17 protein-coding genes and 2 riboswitches are annotated in these 19,675 nt (G+C 42.6%); all 17 genes read right to left on the bottom strand.

Annotated features, from left to right (window positions below; all coding sequences use genetic code 11):
- Positions 1–52: 52 nt before the first annotated feature.
- Positions 53–901, bottom strand: a complete 849-nt coding sequence (locus NYE65_RS10605) for a DUF72 domain-containing protein (RefSeq protein WP_340860909.1) — start codon at positions 899–901, stop codon at positions 53–55.
- A 198-nt stretch (positions 902–1,099) separates the two neighbouring features.
- Positions 1,100–2,497, bottom strand: coding sequence for a Fe-S cluster assembly protein SufB (gene sufB, locus NYE65_RS10610; RefSeq protein ID WP_034310152.1), 1,398 nt, complete (start codon positions 2,495–2,497; stop codon positions 1,100–1,102).
- 55 nt (positions 2,498–2,552) lie between these two features.
- Complete coding sequence (sufU, locus tag NYE65_RS10615; RefSeq protein ID WP_034310148.1) at positions 2,553–2,981, bottom strand: Fe-S cluster assembly sulfur transfer protein SufU; 429 nt, start codon at positions 2,979–2,981, stop codon at positions 2,553–2,555.
- Positions 2,971–4,200 carry a cysteine desulfurase gene (locus NYE65_RS10620; protein ID WP_048688225.1) on the bottom strand — a complete coding sequence of 410 codons (1,230 nt, stop codon included), beginning with the start codon at positions 4,198–4,200 and terminating at the stop codon, positions 2,971–2,973. Before NYE65_RS10620 ends, sufU begins: the two co-directional genes overlap by 11 nt.
- Positions 4,200–5,501, bottom strand: a complete 1,302-nt coding sequence (sufD, locus tag NYE65_RS10625) for a Fe-S cluster assembly protein SufD (RefSeq protein WP_034310144.1) — start codon at positions 5,499–5,501, stop codon at positions 4,200–4,202. The genes NYE65_RS10620 and sufD overlap by 1 nt, the downstream gene beginning before the upstream one ends.
- Before the next feature lie 15 nt (positions 5,502–5,516).
- A complete protein-coding gene (gene sufC / locus NYE65_RS10630; RefSeq protein WP_034310141.1) occupies positions 5,517–6,302 on the bottom strand; it encodes a Fe-S cluster assembly ATPase SufC in 786 nt (261 codons plus the stop codon).
- A 1,405-nt stretch (positions 6,303–7,707) separates the two neighbouring features.
- Entirely contained in the window at positions 7,708–8,544 is an 837-nt protein-coding gene (locus NYE65_RS10635; RefSeq protein ID WP_034310133.1) for a MetQ/NlpA family ABC transporter substrate-binding protein, read from the bottom strand.
- A 15-nt stretch (positions 8,545–8,559) separates the two neighbouring features.
- Positions 8,560–9,228 carry a methionine ABC transporter permease gene (locus NYE65_RS10640; RefSeq protein WP_340860910.1) on the bottom strand — a complete coding sequence of 223 codons (669 nt, stop codon included), beginning with the start codon at positions 9,226–9,228 and terminating at the stop codon, positions 8,560–8,562.
- The gene (locus NYE65_RS10645; protein ID WP_048688213.1) at positions 9,221–10,255 is read right to left on the bottom strand and encodes a methionine ABC transporter ATP-binding protein; all 1,035 of its coding nucleotides are present in this window, start codon (positions 10,253–10,255) and stop codon (positions 9,221–9,223) included. Before NYE65_RS10645 ends, NYE65_RS10640 begins: the two co-directional genes overlap by 8 nt.
- Before the next feature lie 153 nt (positions 10,256–10,408).
- Positions 10,409–10,521: riboswitch (SAM riboswitch) on the bottom strand.
- A gap of 117 nt (positions 10,522–10,638) precedes the next feature.
- Positions 10,639–11,949: an O-acetylhomoserine aminocarboxypropyltransferase/cysteine synthase family protein gene (locus NYE65_RS10650; protein WP_340860911.1), complete on the bottom strand. Its 1,311-nt coding sequence runs from the start codon at positions 11,947–11,949 to the stop codon at positions 10,639–10,641.
- A 100-nt stretch (positions 11,950–12,049) separates the two neighbouring features.
- Positions 12,050–12,157: riboswitch (SAM riboswitch) on the bottom strand.
- A 145-nt stretch (positions 12,158–12,302) separates the two neighbouring features.
- Positions 12,303–12,611 (bottom strand): thioredoxin family protein, encoded by a 309-nt coding sequence (locus tag NYE65_RS10655; protein ID WP_053537408.1) that lies wholly within the window; start codon positions 12,609–12,611, stop codon positions 12,303–12,305.
- A 3-nt stretch (positions 12,612–12,614) separates the two neighbouring features.
- On the bottom strand, positions 12,615–12,980 hold the full coding sequence (locus tag NYE65_RS10660) for a toprim domain-containing protein (protein ID WP_328177768.1): 366 nt from the start codon (positions 12,978–12,980) through the stop codon (positions 12,615–12,617).
- Positions 12,981–13,068: 88 nt separating this feature from the next.
- Complete coding sequence (gene gcvH / locus NYE65_RS10665; protein ID WP_034310122.1) at positions 13,069–13,452, bottom strand: glycine cleavage system protein GcvH; 384 nt, start codon at positions 13,450–13,452, stop codon at positions 13,069–13,071.
- Positions 13,453–13,547: 95 nt separating this feature from the next.
- Complete coding sequence (locus NYE65_RS10670) at positions 13,548–13,904, bottom strand: arsenate reductase family protein (protein ID WP_034310119.1); 357 nt, start codon at positions 13,902–13,904, stop codon at positions 13,548–13,550.
- Positions 13,905–14,045: 141 nt separating this feature from the next.
- A complete protein-coding gene (locus tag NYE65_RS10675; RefSeq protein WP_063589759.1) occupies positions 14,046–15,833 on the bottom strand; it encodes an acyl-CoA dehydrogenase family protein in 1,788 nt (595 codons plus the stop codon).
- 69 nt (positions 15,834–15,902) lie between these two features.
- Positions 15,903–17,081: an acetyl-CoA C-acetyltransferase gene (locus NYE65_RS10680; protein ID WP_048688201.1), complete on the bottom strand. Its 1,179-nt coding sequence runs from the start codon at positions 17,079–17,081 to the stop codon at positions 15,903–15,905.
- A gap of 71 nt (positions 17,082–17,152) precedes the next feature.
- Positions 17,153–19,537 (bottom strand): 3-hydroxyacyl-CoA dehydrogenase/enoyl-CoA hydratase family protein, encoded by a 2,385-nt coding sequence (locus tag NYE65_RS10685; protein WP_340860912.1) that lies wholly within the window; start codon positions 19,535–19,537, stop codon positions 17,153–17,155.
- Between the last annotated feature and the right edge of the window lie 138 nt (positions 19,538–19,675).

The raw sequence follows: 19,675 nt of genomic DNA on the forward strand, positions 1-19,675 counted from the left end.
ATTACCTCTACTAGCTTGTCACATCATCTCATTATTCATTATATAATCCCTCTTAAAACAAACCAAGCTGCTTAGGAGCCAGTCCTTCATATTCTATACCAAGCAGCTCAATCATTTGTTTGGCATTATCAGCTGCATCCCCGCCTGAGTTATTATTGAACAGGACATATAACTCCTTGGATTCCTTTTCCAATATCCTGATTTTCTCCACCCATTCAGTCAATTCCTGATGATTATATCGATATAGGTACCTGACCTCACGCCAATTATCCCCCGAAGCAGGCCTTTGCCAACCATGCAGGTTTCGGCCATGAAAGCGTACCAGGGTTTTATCTTTATCGGTGGCATGCAGAACGACAGGAATGGATCCCTCACCAGCCTGCGGCTCATCGCATACAGTATGGATCCAGCCTTCCGTTTCGATAAAATCCAAAGTTTGCTGGACTACGTTGGGCCTGTACCAGCTTTGATTCCGGAACTCTATGGCAACTGGGATATCGCCCATTTCAGCTTTGCACCATCGCAGGTAATTCACATTTTCACGTTTACAATCAAACCATGGCGGAAACTGAAATAAGACCATCGCGAGCTTGCCGGACTTTCGATATGCTTCCAGTGAGTCGCAAAACGCCTTGAACATCTCCTTCTTACTTTCAAATGGGATTTCCCCACGTTGATGTCCTGTCATCCCTTGGTAGGCTTTAACGACAAACCGGAATGATGCTGGCGTCTCGGATACCCACTTTTCACTGTTCCTCTTTGGCTGGACTGCATAGAATGAAGCATCCACCTCCACAATGGGAAAATGAGCGCCGTACTCTTTGAGTTTATCACGTTGGGAAACACCTCCATGATATAAACTATCATGATCACCCCAACCGGTCACACCAACATAAATCATCTGCATCATCACTCCTTTGGGACAGGACCATTTCCTGACTTCTTCTTTTATTTTTTTACCCTCATTGTGCCATATCTAATCTTTCGTATAAGGGTGTGGAATATCAAAATATCAAAACAAAAAGCCTGCCAGTCAAACCCGGCAGGCTTTTGTATGAATGATTATTCTAAATCGCCTTACAGGCAGGCCAGTCGGTTATTATCCGATGGAGCCTTCCATTTCGAACTTGATCAGACGGTTCATTTCAACCGCATATTCCATTGGAAGTTCTTTTGTAAATGGTTCGATGAAGCCCATTACGATCATTTCCGTTGCTTCTTGCTCAGAAATTCCACGGCTCATCAAGTAGAACAATTGTTCTTCAGATACTTTGGAAACCTTCGCTTCGTGTTCAAGGGAAATATTATCATTCAAGATTTCATTGTAAGGGATCGTATCAGATGTAGACTGATTATCCATGATTAATGTATCACATTCAATGTTGGAACGAGCTCCATCCGCTTTACGTCCAAAATGAACGATACCACGATATGTTACTTTACCGCCCTGTTTAGAAATTGATTTAGATACAATCGTTGAAGATGTATTTGGCGCTAGGTGAATCATTTTCGCTCCTGCGTCTTGGTGTTGGCCTTTACCTGCAATGGCAATCGATAATGTCATACCGCGAGCGCCTTCACCTTTTAAGATGACAGCAGGATATTTCATTGTCAATTTCGAACCGATGTTACCATCAATCCATTCCATTGTTGCATTAGCGTCACAAACCGCACGTTTCGTAACCAGGTTAAACACGTTGTTTGCCCAGTTTTGGATCGTCGTGTAACGGCAGTAAGCATCTTTCTTGATGACAATCTCAACAACCGCACTATGAAGGGAGTTAGTTGTATAAACAGGAGCTGTACAACCTTCTACATAGTGAACGGATGCGCCTTCATCAACAATGATTAGCGTACGTTCGAATTGCCCCATGTTTTCAGAATTGATCCGGAAATAAGCTTGAAGCGGAGTATCCACTTTAACGCCTTTTGGTACATAGATGAATGATCCACCTGACCAAACTGCCGAGTTCAATGCAGAGAATTTATTGTCAGTAGGCGGGATCGTTTTCCCGAAATGCTCACGGAAGATATCTTCATTTTCACGAAGTGCTGAGTCCGTATCTTTAAACACGATACCCAAGTCTTCCAATTCTTCTTTCATGCTATGGTAAACCACTTCAGATTCATATTGGGCAGATACACCGGCAAGGTATTTTTGTTCGGCTTCAGGAATTCCCAATTTATCAAAAGTCTGTTTGATTTCATCAGGAACTTCATCCCAAGACTTCTCTGATTTCTCTGATGGCTTAACATAGTATGTGATTTCATCGAAGTTCAGGCTCTGCATGTCGCCGCCCCATTGAGGCATTGGCATGTTGTAAAAATGCTCCAATGATTTCAAACGGAAATCAAGCATCCATTGCGGTTCATCCTTCATTCGAGAAATTTCTTCCACGATTTCTTTTGTCAGACCACGCTTTGAACGGAAGATGGAAACATCTTTATCCGCAAAGCCATATTTATAATCGCCGATATCAGGCATTTTCTTTGCCATAGCTCGTATTCCTCCATTTCAAATGGCTGAATTACAACAGCTCATTTTAATTTAATTATTCCTTCAATCCCTTTTCCATGGCTTTCCAAGCTAGGGTAGCACACTTGATTCGGGCGGGAAATTTAGAAACACCCTGAAGGGCTTCAATATCCCCAAGGTCCATCTCATCGTCGTATTCTTTTCCCTGAATCATTAAGGAAAAAGTCTCGGACATCGCTAGGGCAGTATCAACGTCTTTGCCCTTAATGGCTTGCGTCATCATGGAAGCCGAACTCATCGATATCGAACAACCATCACCATCGAATTTAACATCGCTGACCTTGCCGTCTTCAATCTTCATCGTTAAACGAATCCGATCGCCGCAAGTTGGATTATTCATATCGATTGTCATGCTTCCATCTTCTAGCATGCCCTTATTACGAGGTTTCTTATAGTGATCCATAATGACTTGACGGTAAAGTGTATCAAGGTTATCAAAAGACATTACTGAAATACTCCTTCGTTTTAACAAGCCCGGACACAAGCTTATCAATATCTTCTTCCGTGTTATATAGATAGAAACTTGCTCTTGCTGTCGCTGAAACGTCAAGCCATTTCATTAATGGCTGTGCGCAGTGGTGACCGGCACGGACAGCAATTCCATCTGCATCAAGAACGGTAGCGACATCATGTGGATGTACGTCATCAATATTAAAGGTTATTACACCAGCACGCTTTTCTGCATCTTTAGGACCGTAAATGGTCAGCCCTTCAACTGCTGACATTTTCTCCATTGCATAAGCGGCGAGCTTATGTTCATGCCGTTCAATATTATCCAAACCGATTTCCTCCAAGAAATCAATGGCAGCCCCCATGCCGATGGCGCCGGCGATGATTGGGGTACCGCCTTCGAATTTCCACGGGAGTTCTTTCCATGTAGACTCATACAAACCTACAAAATCAATCATCTCTCCGCCGAATTCGATCGGTTCCATTTTTTCCAGAAGATCTTTCTTGCCATATAATGCGCCGATGCCCGTTGGACCGACCATTTTATGACCTGAGAAGGCAAAGAAATCACAATCCAAATCACGGACATCCACTTTTAGATGCGGCGTGCTTTGTGCCCCGTCGACTACCATTACAGCATTGTGATCATGGGCAATTTGGGCGATTTCTTTCACAGGATTGATAACGCCAAGCACATTCGAAACCTGCATGATGGACACGATTTTCGTTGCTTCCGTAATTGTAGCCCTTGCATCGTCAACGGAAATAGTGCCATCCTCCTGAAGCGGAATATACTTCAATACAGCGCCTTTTTCTTTGGCAAGCTGCTGCCACGGAATGATATTACTGTGATGCTCCATGTAAGAGATGACGATTTCGTCACCCTCTTTAATATTTGCACCACCGTAACTTCTTGCTACAGTATTTAAAGCAGTCGTTGTGCCTCTGGTAAAGATGATTTCTTCTGTAGAAGAAGCATTAATGAATTTACGTACCTTTTCACGAGCACCTTCATACGCATCCGTAGCTTTTGTTCCTAGTGTATGCACCCCGCGGTGAACATTCGAGTTATAGCCGCGGTAATATTGCTCAATCGCTTCAATCACTGCAGCCGGTTTTTGAGAGGTTGCAGCACTATCTAAATAAACTAATGGCTGACCATTGACTTCTTGATCTAATATTGGAAAAAGCTTACGAATTTCGTATGGGTTCATTACTGTACTTTCCTTTCAATGACCGCTACTAATTGTTTTTTGACTCCCTCAATTGGAAGCTCGTTAACAACAGGGGCCAAGAATCCGTGAATGACAAGTCTTTCTGCTTCTTTCTTCGTAATACCACGGCTCATTAAATAATACAGTTGTAGCGGGTCGACACGGCCGACTGAAGCAGCATGACCAGCCGTTACATCATCTTCATCGATCAAGAGGATCGGATTGGCGTCTCCGCGTGCTTTTTCACTTAACATCAATACACGTGACTCTTGTTCAGCATTGGCCTTTGTAGCACCATACTCTATTTTCCCAATTCCATTAAAAATGGAGGATGCGGATTCTTTCATGACACCGTGCTTAAGGATATAACCCTCAGAGCGTTTGCCATAATGAATGATGGCTGTCGTGAAGTTCTGCTTTTGTTCCCCGCGTCCGACTACAACGGTTTTTGTATCACCGTGAGAGCCATCGCCCATTAGATATGTTGTATTATCTGAAATCGTATTTCCGTCGTTCATCAGGCCAAGCGCCCACTCAATACGTGCGTCACGTCCTGCCACTCCACGGCGGTTAACATATGTCGTGAAGCCTTTTGAAAGGGTATCGACCGCACCATATTGGACTTTGGCATTCGCATTTGCAAATACTTCAGTTACGATGTTGGCAACACCTTCGTTAGACTCAACGGTTGAGAAATAGTTCTCTACATATGTGACAGAGCTATTATCTTCAGCTACGATCAAGACATGATTGAAAAGTGTAGTATCCGGATTATCCAAAAGGAATACCGATTGAATCGGCTCTTTGATTTCTACATTTTTCGGAACATAAAGGAATGCTCCCCCATTAACCAATGCAGCATGAAGCGCTGTTAAACGATGCTCATCTATTTTAACGCCGTCTTTCATGAAATATTTTTGCACGAGCTCAGCATGATCACGAGCCGCTGATAAAATATCCGTAAAAATGACGCCTTGTTCTTTCACATTTGCTGACAGATTGATATGTGCCGGCGTATTATTGCGTTGGATGTATAAGTTTTCATTTTCTTCAATGATGGACTTAATTTCTTCCGGAAGCTCCTCTAAAGAGGCAAAAGCTTCACTCTCAACCGTATGAGTTTGGAAAGAAGTGAAATTCCATTTATCGATTTTCGTTTTATCCGGCTTTGGCATCGGGAGCTTTTCTAATTCAGAAAACGCTTGAATCCGAAGCTCGGATAGCCAAGCTGGATCATTATTTTTAGTTGAATAGGAGCTTATATCCTCTTGTTCAAACGGTAATTTCGTTTCTGTAGTCATTGCAAATCCTCCTACTTACGCTTCTTCGCCAACAGTTTCGTCTTCAATGCCCAATTCTTGTTTAATCCAGTCATAACCTTCCGCTTCCAAGCGGGCAGCAAGTTCAGGACCGCCTGATTTTACGACACGTCCTTGCATCATTACATGTACAAAATCAGGAGTGATGTAATTTAATAGACGTTGGTAGTGAGTGATGATCAAGCATCCAAAGTCTTCTCCGCGCATTTCGTTGATTCCTTTTGAAACGACTTTAAGTGCATCGATATCTAGACCTGAATCAATCTCATCCAAGATTGCAATTTTAGGTTGGATCATCATTAATTGAAGAATCTCGTTGCGTTTTTTCTCTCCGCCTGAGAAACCTTCATTTAAATAGCGTTGCGCCATATCTTCATCCATTTCAAGGAATTCCATTTTTTGGTCCATTTGACGGATGAATTTCATCAATGAAATTTCATCGCCTTCTTCACGGCGTGCGTTAATGGAAGAACGTAAGAAGTCTGCATTTGTAACACCGCTGATTTCACTTGGATATTGCATAGCTAGGAATAGACCGACACGAGCGCGCTCGTCTACTTCCATCTCCAATACATCTTCACCATCGAATGTGATGCTTCCGCTAGTTACCTCATATTTAGGGTGACCCATGATTGCTGATGATAAAGTTGATTTACCAGTTCCATTTGGTCCCATGATCGCATGGATTTCCCCACCTTTAACTTCAAGGTTTACCCCTTTTAAAATCTCTTTGCCTTCAATTGATACGTGCAGATCTTTAACCGTTAATGTAGAAGCTGACATAATAATACCTCCGTGAACTAATTCCAATTTTATTACCAGAAAGTAAAGATTACTTTCATTACTATAATTTCCGTAAAAGCATTCTCACTTTATTCTCATTCCAATTTTATAACAAATCCAATTTGGAATCAACTAAATAGATAAGGGTTTCTACTTCGGCCATGTTAAAAACCTGTCCGATTCTTACAATACTAACAGATATGGCCTGTTTACTGCATATTCATACTTATTTTAGCTTTTGTTAAAATTATCTTATTATTCGGCAAATCTTCGTCCTTATTACTATATGTTCAAAGGATTCGATTGCAAGGTATGAACGTTCCGCTTAAAAAAAAAATCGGACTGTCAGGTATTATGTAAGTTTATCCAATAAGGAAACCCTTATTTTATGGACCACTTTCCATTTTACCTCTACAGACCGATCTTTTAAAGAATTCTTTTATATGCTTAGCCGTGAATTTTGCGTTGTAGGTCCTGGACCATTTTGTTGCACTTTACATGTTCCCTATCCCGTTCTTTCTCAACCTCGATACGGAGGTCTAAGTCTCTACTGTACTCACTGTAGCCAATCCCATGTGAAGACTGCATCGCCTTTTCCATTTCGCTTGTTACATTTAAATCCAGAGTATTGATAGTGAACCATCCTTTCAAATTTGTGTATCATTTTTTCACCTTCATTATCTCTATACCCTTTCCTTTCCTGATTAAACATGAAAGGAAATAAATTAAGACGCAGACTGAAACAACCTGGATCATCATTATAGCGAGCTGGTTTGTCCGTTCAGCTTTTACATAATGCGTCGCTCATAATTTTTAGTTTGTCTACAGTTTTTTAGATTTTTACGTTTTCAAAATTTGAACGTTACTTTCCACTTCAGGCACTCGCTTTCCGCGGGCGGTCCGGAAGCCTCCTCGGCGCTTTTGCGCCTGCGGTGCCTCCCCTTGACTCGCTTTTCCCGCAGGAGTCTCGTACCTTCCGTTCCAATCCACTAAGACTACACAATCAGATAGAATCACTTTCACCTACATTCTATATTCCGTTCAATGCCGGTTAGGATTTCCGTGATAAAGTGCTTCACTTCTCTAAGTTCGGCAGCTTTATGAATCATTTGTTCAATCAGAGGCTCTTAATCGATTATTTCCGGGTGTTATTATCGTCCCAACACAAATCCGTTACTGACTGCTGAAGCATACATGAATAAAACCTAAGCTGTTGACACAGATTCCGCAACCATGGCTATGTGTAATATGAGCGTTTTGGTTGTTATCCCTGCCCATCGGCACTCAATAACAAATATAGAGGGCTATTATGATTCAAATCCAATAAAAAAAAGGTTTCGGAATGAGACCATTCCGAAACCTTTTTAAACTGCGACCTGAATTAAACCAGGCCGCCATTCTCGAATTATTTATCCGCCGGTACAACTGCACCTTTGTATTCTTTAAGAATGAAATCTTGAATTTCTTTAGAATGCAATACTTCTACAAGCGCTTTGATTGCTTCTTTATTTTCGTCACCTTTGTTTACGGCAATGACGTTCACATAAGGTGATTCAGAATCTTCAATCGCAATTGAATCTTCAAGCGGATTCAAACCGGCGTCAATTGCATAGTTGGAGTTGATCAAGACTGCATCGCCTTCGCCGCTCTCATAAATTTTAGGAAGCAGGGCCGCTTCATAATCTGCATCGAATTTAAGGTTTTTCTTATTTTCAACGATGTCTTTCGTTGTAGCTGTCGTTTTATCGATGCCTTCTTTCAAAGTGATCAGGCCATTCTTTTCCAAAAGGGATAAAGCGCGTCCATGATCAGCAACAGAGCTGCTCATAATAATTGTTGCGCCTTCCGGAAGTTTATCAATGCTTTTATATTTTTGTGAATATAGAGCAATCGGCTCGATATGGATTCCGCCAGCATTGACGAAGTCATATCCATTTTCTTTAATTTGCCCCTCTAAATATGGAATGTGTTGAAAGTAGTTAGCATCCAATTCCTTATCATTCAACGCCTTATTCGGTAAAACATAGTCCTGGAACGTTTCAATTTCCAAATCGATTCCTTTTTCTTTAAGAAGCGGTTTAGCTTCCTCAAGGATTTCTGCATGAGGAACATTGGATGCCCCTACAACTATTTTCTTCGATTCTTTATCCGTATCACTGCCGCTTTTATCCTTTTCACTTCCGCAAGCAGCCAAAGCGATAGATAACACTAAGATTAATGCAAATCCTAAAAACTTTTTCATCCTATTCATCTCCCTTTATCTTTTGTCCAATTTAGATGTAATCACATCTCCAATAATTTGAATTATGAAGACGATAATTAGAATAACGATTGTCGCTACAAACGTAACGTCATTTTGATTTCTTTGATAGCCGTCCAAATAGGCTAGATTACCAAGCCCGCCAGCGCCGATGACACCGGCCATTGCGGTATATCCAACCAATGCAATCGATGTTACCGTAATCCCGGAAATAAGGGCAGGCATCGACTCTGGAAGAAGGACCTTCCAAATGATCGTGCTCGTTTTTGCCCCCATCGATTTAGCGGCTTCAATTACACCTTTATCGATTTCACGAAGGCCGATTTCAACCATACGCGCATAAAATGGGGCAGCACCGATAATAAGTGCCGGCAGTGCAGCGTTCTCACCGATCATGGAACCGACAAGCGCTTTAGTGAAAGGAATGAGCAGCACGATCAAAATAAGAAATGGAATGGAACGGAATATATTGACGACAGCACTCATGACCCCGTTAACAGCCCGGTTTTGCCACATATTACCCTTCCCTGTCAGGAAAAGGATCAATCCTAGTATTATGCCTATAAAAAAGGTTGCCACTACAGAGACGCTTGTCATGTAAAGCGTTTCTTTCGTAGCTTCAACGATGTCTTCCCAATCAACATTCGGCAATAATTCTTCAAGCATGAGTAATCACCTCCACGCCTACCTGCTGTGCTTTAATGAATTCGATTGCGCGGAGCATTTCATCCTCTTTACCATCTAGATGGATAAACAATGTTCCATATGAACCGCTTCTTGTTTGGGATATCTTACCTTGAACGATATTGACATCCAACTCGAAGTTACGTACAAGCTTGGTAATCAATGGGCTTTCTGCATGATCACCTACAAAGGTCAATTGAATCACTTTGCCTGCTGGATAGCGTTCGAGCAAATGGTCCATCGTTTCTTTTGTTTCTTCCGGTTCCGTTACCTGTTGCACGAAACGCTTCGTCATTTGTTCTTTAGGATTCTTGAAGACATCCAGGACAGGACCTTGTTCAACAACCTGCCCGCTTTCCATCACGGCGACGCGATGGCAGATTTTACGTATTACATGCATTTCATGCGTAATCAAGACGATCGTCAATCCCAAACGCTGATTGATGTCAACAAGCAATTCGAGTATGGAGTCGGTAGTCTGCGGATCCAATGCAGAAGTCGCTTCATCACACAGCAGCACTTTAGGGTCATTTGCCAGAGCCCTGGCTATTCCCACCCTTTGCTTTTGCCCTCCGCTTAATTGCGAAGGATAAGCCTTTTCCCTGCCTTCAAGTCCGACTAACTTGATCAATTCGTTCACACGCTTGGTGCGTTCAGGTTTAGAAACTCCTGCAATTTCCAACGGGAAAGATATATTCTCCTGAACGGTCCTTGACCATAATAGATTGAAATGCTGGAAAATCATGCTGATTTCTTGACGGGCCTTACGGAGCTGAGCCCCTTTAATTTTTGAAATTTCCTTTTCAGCCACCACAACGGATCCCTCTGTCGGTGTTTCCAATCCATTGAGCATTCTGATCAAAGTACTTTTCCCCGCTCCACTGTAACCGATGATCCCGAAAATCTCGCCTTTATTTATTTCAACATTCACATTATTTACAGCCTTGATCGTCTCACTGTTTCCTTTTCCTGTTCGGAACAGCTTACTGACTTTCGTCAATGTAATCATTAACCCTCACCTCTTTTATCCAATAAAACCTATGAACTTAGTTGATTTCTCTACATTATTAGTCTGTTTCTCCTATCATGTAAAAGTTTTCCCAATTAAAATAGAAAAAACCTTTCTGCATGAGCAGAAAGGCAGGTGAAGAAACAGGCCTTCCTCTCATCTTCCAAAGTGATTAAACTTTGTGTGAATTGGCACCTTTCCAAGGAAATCTCCTTGTCGGTTGCCGGGTTTCATCGGGCACATCCCTCCACCTCTCTTGATAAGAGCTAATATATAGAATATTTGTACATCATTAAGTTCTTTAGTATGGAGAAATTTTATCATAGATAAAAAAGGAGCGCAATGTATATTATTTCTAGTACAAGAATGAACAGGAACTTTGCTTAAAGCGTTTTGGAAGTCAAGGAGACGATTTTCGTCGCCTTTTCAATTGCCTGCTCCAAATCTTCTATTAAGTCGTCTACATTTTCAATCCCAATCGATAAACGGACTTGATCGGCACTTACACCCGCTTTCGCAAGACCCGCCTCATTCAATTGTTGATGGGTCGTACTTGCTGGGTGGATGATCAAGCTCTTCGCATCCCCTACATTCGCCACATGGGACCATAATTCCACCGAATTGATAAGTTTTGCCCCAGCTTCGCGATTACCTTGAATCCCAAATGTGACGACAGATCCAGCTCCCTTTGGCAAATATTTATCCGCAAGGGCTTTATCGGGATGATCCTCATCACCAGGATGTGAAACCCAGGTCACGGCAGGATGGTTTTTTAAATATTGAATGACAGACTTGGTGTTTGATAGATGCTCTTTCATCCTTACATGCAGCGTTTCAAGTCCAAGCGTAAACTGGAATGCACTTTGGGCACTTAGCGCAGGGCCCAAATCACGGAGTAACTGGACCCGGGCTTTCGTTATGAATGCGGCAGGGCCAACTGCCTCGGCGTATACCAGACCGTCGTAACTTGGGTCAGGCTCCGTGAAGCCAGGATAGTTCGGCGAGTTCCAATCGAATTTCCCTCCATCCACGATGACACCGCCTAGCGTCGTTCCATTTCCAAGAAGCCATTTTGTAGCGGAATGGATGACAATATCCGCTCCAAAATCAATTGGTCTGCAAAGATACGGTGTCGCGAAGGTATTATCAATGATTAAAGGTATGCCGGCTTCGTGGGCGATTTCCGCTACCGCTTCAATATCGAGCACCCTCAAACTTGGATTTCCTATCGTTTCAGCAAAAATGGCTTTAGTTCTTGGTGTAATCGCCCTTTTAAAATTCTCAGGGTCATCGGGAGAAACAAACTTCACTTTGATCCCATATTTAGGAAGAGTGTTTTCGAAAAGGTTATACGTACCGCCATATAATGTTGAGGCTGAAACAATCTCATCCCCTGCAGCAGCGATATTCAGGATTGAAAGTGAGATGGCGGCCATTCCGCTTGCCGTTGCCAATCCGCCGATACCGCCTTCCAATAAGGCCATTCTTTCCTCAAAAACACTGACCGTGGGATTATGAAGCCGTGTATATATATAGCCATTTTCCTTTAGGCCAAATAAATTCGCTGCATGGTCGGTGTCCTTGAACAAGTATGCATTGCTTTGGTAGATAGGAACGGCACGGGCACCTGTTTCATCAGCTTGCAGACCGCCATGAACACTCAATGTTTCGAAACGCAACTTTTTCTCTGACATATAATTTCACCTTTTTTCTATGGATTTAGTTGGATTTATATGAAATCTGGCTTTTTATAAACAAAAAAACCACTTCTATAAGAAGAGGTTTCAAGAACACACCTCATCTACCAGAGCCAACACTCTGCTGGAATTAGCACCGTATATAAAAATTTATACCGGTTGCCGGGCTTCGTCGGGCCAGTCCCTCCGCCACTCTTGATAAGAACTATTAAATTCTGCCATTACTTAATTCAAAATATACCATTTTAGATTAAATCAGTCAATGAATTGTTAGAATATTCTTTGTTTATTTCCTACTCTCATTCAAATGTCAGCAACAAAGAAAACCAACCGCGGTTCTGATTGGTTTCCTAACTGATTTCCTTAAGCAATCCGTACAAATAAGGAACGGATTGAAAGGCATATATTTTCTTGTGCAGCTGCCCTTCTTTGAAAAGCAATAAGCAAGGAACACTTTCGATTTCATATGATTCGGCAATTGCTTGGATATAGTTCATATTCATTTTGCCTGCCTTCAATTCGGGAAAAAGCTCCAAGGATATCGTCAGCATCTTGGAGGCCACCTGGCAGGTTCCGCATAAAGGTGTATATAAATATAAGCAAAAGGTTTCCCCATTTTCAACAGCAAGCTTACACTCTTCTTCTTTCCATTCCTGCATCAATTAGTCGTTCACCCTTTGACTTAAAAATTTCATTTTCACATTCATATTGGCAGATAGGAGCACAGTTGCGATATGATGTTCGGGTGAGCTCTCCACTTCTTTGTACATTTTATTAATATACAGGTGGTTCGCTTCCGGCATTTCCCTTCGGAACTGCTTCCGCAGCTTTTCTCCTGATTCATCTGCGTCAAAAAGGAGATAAACATCACGGCCCAACAATTCATCCACTAATTCATCCAGCTTAGTTAATGATATGGTCCCATTCGTACATCTTATTTCCACATCTTCATTTAAAACGGAGGCAACTTTTCTTTTATCGGAACTGCCTTCTACAATGATCACTTTATCGAATTCGCCCCACTCCATGCCATCACTCCATCTCACGAATTATGTGCGCAACTCACCCAAATGAAAAAGAGAGCAGGCCTTTTCAGTCCCCCCTCTCCTTTCTTTTTTAACCGTTGATTAAACTCTCATACTCTTCAGCGCTCATCAAGTTTTCAATATCACTGCTATTAGATGGTTCAAGCACGACCATCCATGCCTTTTCATAAGGAGACTCATTTACATATTCAGGGTTGTCACTTAAATCTTCGTTCACTTCAACAACCTTGCCACTGATAGGTGCATAAAGTTCAGAAACGGTCTTAACGGATTCAACGCTTCCAAATGGTTCGTTCGCTTTCAATTCATCGCCGATTTCCGGAAGCTCAACGAATACGATGTCCCCTAGCTCGGACTGTGCGAATGCCGTAATTCCAATGCGCACTGTTCCATCTTCCGTTTTGACCCATTCATGTTCTTTAGTGTAACGAAGTTCTTTTGGTGTTGTTGTCATAATTAACCCTCCATATGTACATCTTATTTTATCTATTCCATTATAAGGTAGATTGTTTGTTTAAGTAAGGAATTAACCAAATATTTTGTGAAATTTCAGTTCCAAACCTGTTCGAATTGCTCTTCTTTGAATCCTACCGTCACTTTGGTGCCATCCGTAACAATCGGCCTTTTCAGAAGCATGCCATCTGTGGACAATATATCAAGCATCTCTGCTTCAGAAGCTTCTTTCAGCTTATCCTTTAAGCCCAGCTCCCGATATTTTTGACCGCTAGTATTGAAAAACTTCTTCAACTCCAAATTGCTGTTTTTATATAGTTGTTCTATTTCAGTTCGCGAAGGGGGATTATCCGCTATATGGATCGCTTCATATTGCAGTTCATGATTATCCAGCCACTTCTTCGCATTACGGCATGTACCGCATTTTGGGTACCAATATAATGTTAAGCCCATCATTTCACCACCTATCAATAGAATACCCGTTTTTACCACGCAATACAACGAAATGTCTTTTGAATTTCCAATGCGATTTCATCAAAGGAAATAAAGGGAATGCCTTTACGGGCATTCCCTTTACGGATTCTGATTCATTGCTTAAAGAGCATATTTTTCCGTTTCGATTACTTTGACGGATGCTTCGCGTTTTTTCGCAATGACATTGATCGGAGTGTGTCTTGTCAGCTTACGGAGCGACGAAAGCATGATGCGAAGAGTATCGCCTGTTTCCACTGCAATTAACGTTTCCTTTGCATGCTGTTCTATTTCATTGAAAGCTTCCTGAACGAAGATTTCAGTGTAAAGCACTTTTTGTTTGTTCTTCTCAAGACCTGTAGCTGCAATTGCTTTTTCCGTACGCAATACCACGGATTCAGCTGCATAGGCAAGGGATGCGATATCAGCAATGTTGGAGAGGATTTCTTGTTCTTGATCAAGATTTTTGCCATATTTCTGTGCCGCAAGCCCAGCTGCCAGAATACCGATTTTCTTAGCGTTCCTAACAAGCATTTTTTCTTGTGCCAGTGGCTCATCGCCAGGTTCTTCCGGCATCATCATCATTAATTCCTCTTGCAGGCCTTGAGCTTTTTGAAGTAGCGGCAATTCCCCTTTAAGTGCTTTCTTCAGGAATGTTCCCGGGACAAGCAATCTATTGATTTCATTTGTACCTTCAAAGATTCGGTTAATACGGGAATCGCGATATGCTTTTTCAATTTCATACTCCTGCATGAAACCATAACCGCCATGAAGCTGTACGCCTTCGTCCGTAACGTAATCCAAAACTTCGGAAGCAAAGAATTTATTCAATGAACATTCAATGGCATACTCAGCGATTGCAGCCGCCATTGATTTCCCATCTTTCACTTGCTCATCCGTCAATTTGCTTTGTCTTTGATCATAAAGGCCAACCGTACGATATACAGAACTTTCTGCTGCATAAATTTTAGCTGCCATTGTTGCAAGTTTTTCTTTCGTCAAGTTAAAATCGGAAATTTTCGTTTTGAACTGTTGACGTTGATTCGTATAAGCAGCTGTAATCTCAAGGGCACGTTTGGATCCGCCGACAGCACCGACACCTAATTTATAGCGGCCGATATTCAGGATATTGAAAGCTATGACATGACCTTTTCCGGCTACACCCAAAAGGTTTTCGACTGGTACATGAACATCTTCGAGGATTAAAGTACGTGTAGATGAGCTTTTAATGCCCATTTTCTTCTCCTCAGCCCCAGTTGATACGCCTTTATAATCACGCTCAACAATGAAAGCGGAGAATTGTTCGCCGTCGATTTTGGCGTATACACAGAAGACATCTGCAAAACCTGCATTTGTAATCCATTGTTTTTCACCATTTAAAATATAGTGTGTTCCTTCTGCATTCAATTTCGCTGTCGTTTTTGCTCCCAAGGCATCTGAACCTGAGCTTGGTTCCGTTAAGGCATACGCAGCAATCTTCTCACCCGTTGCTAGTAAAGGAAGGTATTTTTTCTTTTGGTCTTCATTCCCGAATAATACGATTGGCAAAGAGCCGATACCTACATGTGCACCATGCGTAATTCCGAAACCGCCTGCAAGTGCCATTTTTTCCGTAATCAATGCCGAACTGATTTTATCGAGACCCAATCCGCTGTATTCCTCAGGAACATCAGCACCAAGTAAACCGATTTCACCTGCATGCTTCAATAATTTAACGGAACGGTCAAACTCATGGTTTTCTAAATGTTCAACCTGCGGCAGAATTTCATTCACTACGAATTCCTCGGAAGTTTTGGCAATCATTTTATGCTCATCAGAATAATCTTCCGGTGTAAACACTTGATCATACGTAATATCTTCTATTAAAAAGGCCCCGCCTTTAATGAGGTTATCTGTAGTTTGATTGGACATGTTATTTCCTCCTATGTGTTTAAGATAGTAAACCCGCCGGAAGCATGACAGCTTCCGGAAGGGGTCGGATTACGCCATTAATTCAAACACTCCGGCAGCACCCATCCCGCCGCCGATACACATTGTCACGACTCCGAACTGTTGGTTTCTGCGCTTCATTTCATGAAGCAGGCTTAATGTCAATTTTGCTCCCGAACATCCTAGTGGATGGCCTAAGGCGATGGCTCCGCCATTTACATTGACAATCTCTTCATTCAATCCAAGCTCACGAATGATTTGAATGGATTGGGAAGCAAAGGCTTCATTCAATTCAAATAAACCAATATCCGATAATTCAAGACCGGCTAGCTTCAAAGCTTTAGGTATGGCTGCAATCGGTCCGATGCCCATAATTTCAGGCGGTACTCCTGCTACAGCAAAGGAACGGAACTTACCCATCGGTTTCATCCCCAAGGAAGAAGCCTTTTCCCCGTCCATGACCATGACCGCGGCTGCACCATCACTCGTCTGTGATGAATTCCCTGCTGTTACGGATCCCGTAACGGAGAATGCAGGTCTTAATTTTTTCAGCACTTCAGCAGTCGTTCCTGGACGAACGCCCTCATCCTGTGTAAAAGTAAATGATTTTTCCTTTAACTTAAGATCTGGCCCCACTGAACGAAGGGTAACGTCAACCGGTACGATTTCATCGGAAAACTTTCCTTCTGCAATGGCCTTAGCCGCCTTCTGATGACTTCTAACAGAAAATGCATCTTGATCGTCACGGGAAATGCCGTATTTTTTGGCAACGGCTTCAGCAGTGTGACCCATCCCCATATAATATTCCGGTGCCGTTTCCGCTAGTCTCGCGTTCGGACGTGTTACATGGCCCATCATTGGCAAAAGGCTCATGGATTCCGCTCCGCCCGCAATGACTGTATCACTTTGGCCGAGCATGATCCTTTCCGCTCCATATGCGATACTTTGCAGCCCGCTTGAACAGTAACGATTAATCGTTATGGCCGGTACTGTATAAGGCAATCCTGCCAATGCTCCAATGTTACGCGCCATGTTCAAGCCTTGTTCCGCTTCAGGCATTGCACAACCGATAATCAGGTCATCTATCGTTCCTTCATAATTCCCTGCACGCTTTAACGTTTCCTTTACGACAAGAGCCCCTAAATCATCAGGGCGTACACTAGCAAGAGAACCTTTTTTCGCTCTTCCTACCGGAGTCCTTGCTCCAGCTACTATTACCGCTTCTTTCATGAGGATCCCCCTTACTCATTTTTAAGCTATCGATCTATTGATCTCGTTTTGGCCATATCTTCATCTATTCATCAATTACGGAGTGGTTTACCTTTAACGAGCATGTGCTGCATCCTTGCCTGGGATTTCGGAGTCGAAATCAGTTTTAGGAATGCCTGTTTTTCCAGATTCAAGATATACTGTTCCTCTACTTCCGTGCCAAATGGGAGTTTCCCCCCTGCCAGGACGTATGCCAGCTCTTTGGCTATGACAAGGTCATGTTCAGATAAAAATCCTGAAAGGCGCATGGATTCCGCCCCTAATAGCAGTGCGGCATATCCAGTTTCACCTACGACAGGGATCTTTGTGCGGGCTGGAGCGGTATAGCCTTGTTCATGCATAGAAAGTACCGCCTGTTTCGCATCATATAGCTGATGATCTGCATTCACGCTTATTCCATCAGCTGAATTAAGGAAATTATTCCCTCTCGCTTCCTCGGCGGAGGTCGAAACTTTTGCCATGGCGACCGTTTCAAATACTTGGTTGGCCACTTTCTGTAAGTCGAAGTCAACGCCCTTCGGCATATTCCTCAACGTCTTCACATAAAGTTCTTTAGTCCCGCCGCCGCCTGGGATCAAGCCGACACCAGGTTCCACCAGTCCCATATACGTTTCAGTCGTTGCCTGGATGCGCGCTGCCGGAAGGGACACTTCAGCACCCCCGCCAAGTGTCATATTAAACGGGGCAACCACTACAGGAACTGCACTGTACTTAATTTTAAGCATCGCCTGTTGGAATTGGCTGATGACCATATCGAGTTCAAAAATATTGTCATCCTGCGCTTCCATCAGCATCATTGCAATATTAGCACCGACACAGAAATTCTTTCCTTGGTTTCCGATGACCAGGCCTTTAAAATTCGCTTCCGCTTCGTCAACCGCGGCATTGATCATTTGTATGATATCCAGACCGATTGCATTATTCGGCGAAGTGAATTCAAGCAGAGCCACTCCATCGCCGATATCGATCAAGCTTGCGCCACTGTTTTTCTTAATTACGCCTTTTTGCTTCTTGATCGCTTTAAGATTGATCACTTTAGGATTTTCGACAAGCTCTTTATATTCACCATTATCATAATAGTGAACTATGCCATTTTCTTCTTTATAGAATGACGTGATGCCTTTAGCGAGCATATCCTTCACCCATTGCGGAACGGCGATGCCTTCCGCTTCCATTCTGGCTGCCGATTTTTCTACACCTATCGCATCCCAGGTTTCAAATGGGCCTGTGGACCATCCAAATCCCCATTTCATCGCTTGATCGATCGCCACGATGTCATCCGCGATATCCCCAAGCAGCTGGGCAGAATACACAAGCGCCGGATTCAGGACATTCCATAGCAATTGGCCGGCACGGTCTTCACTATAAATAAGCGCTTTCATTTTATTTTCCAAGCCCTTGGCCTGTTTAGCCATTTCGATGGAAGGCGTTTTTAATCTTTTTCGTGCAGCATATTCAAGGGTTTCGGGATTCAGTTCAAGGATTTCCTTGCCTTTTTTCAAGAAGAATCCTTGTCCTGACTTGCTTCCAAGCCACCCATTCTTAAGCATTTCATTCATGAAATCAGGTATCTTGAAAACTTCTTTTTCTTCTCCGTCCACCTGGTCATAAACGTTTCTGGCAACATGTGCAAAGGTATCCAATCCAACGACGTCAAGTGTCCGGAAAGTGGCGCTAGTTGCCCTTCCAATCAACGGACCTGTAACCGAATCGACCTCACCGACACTGTATCCGCCTTTTTGCATTTCCCGCAAAGTGACCAATAAACCATAAGTTCCAATGCGGTTTGCGATGAAGTTGGGGGTATCCTTGGCTTCGACAACACCTTTTCCAAGAACATCTTCGCCAAATCGTTTCATATATTCGAGCACTTCTGGAGAAGTTTCCTTAGTAGGAATGATTTCCAACAATTTAAGATAACGCGGCGGATTGAAGAAGTGAGTTCCCAGGAAGTGCTTTTGAAAGTCCTCCGAACGTCCTTCTGCCATCGCTTCGATTGAAATTCCGGATGTATTCGATGAAACGATGCTTCCTGGTTTACGATGCTGATCAACCTGGGCGAATACGCTTTGCTTAACCTCAAGCTTCTCAACGACCACTTCGATGATCCAATCGACATCCTTTAAACGACTTATATCATCTTCCAGATTTCCAGCCTCGATCAACGCGATGTTTCTCTTAGCCGAAAGCGGAGCTGGTTTCTGTTTTAAAAGTTTCGTAATCGCCGTTTGGCTGATGCGATTACGCACTTGTTTATTATCTAATGTCAGTCCCTTTTTCTTTTCATCCTCAGTGAGTTCACGAGGTACAATATCCAATAATAAAGTCGGAATGCCGATGTTAGCAAGGTGTGCAGCAATCCCTGATCCCATAACTCCTGACCCTAGAACAGCAGCCTTTCGTATTTGTCGAACCAAGTTTATATCCCCCTTACACAATTTATTGAATGAATGCTCATTCATTTTTAATTCAAAAAAATTTTGAATATTTTTTCTTATTACTAATATAGAATATATTTGGAAATTCCGCAATGATTAAACAGGAAAAAATATTTT

This window comes from Peribacillus sp. FSL R5-0717 (assembly GCF_038002945.1).
Lineage (GTDB): Bacteria > Bacillota > Bacilli > Bacillales > DSM-1321 > Peribacillus > Peribacillus frigoritolerans.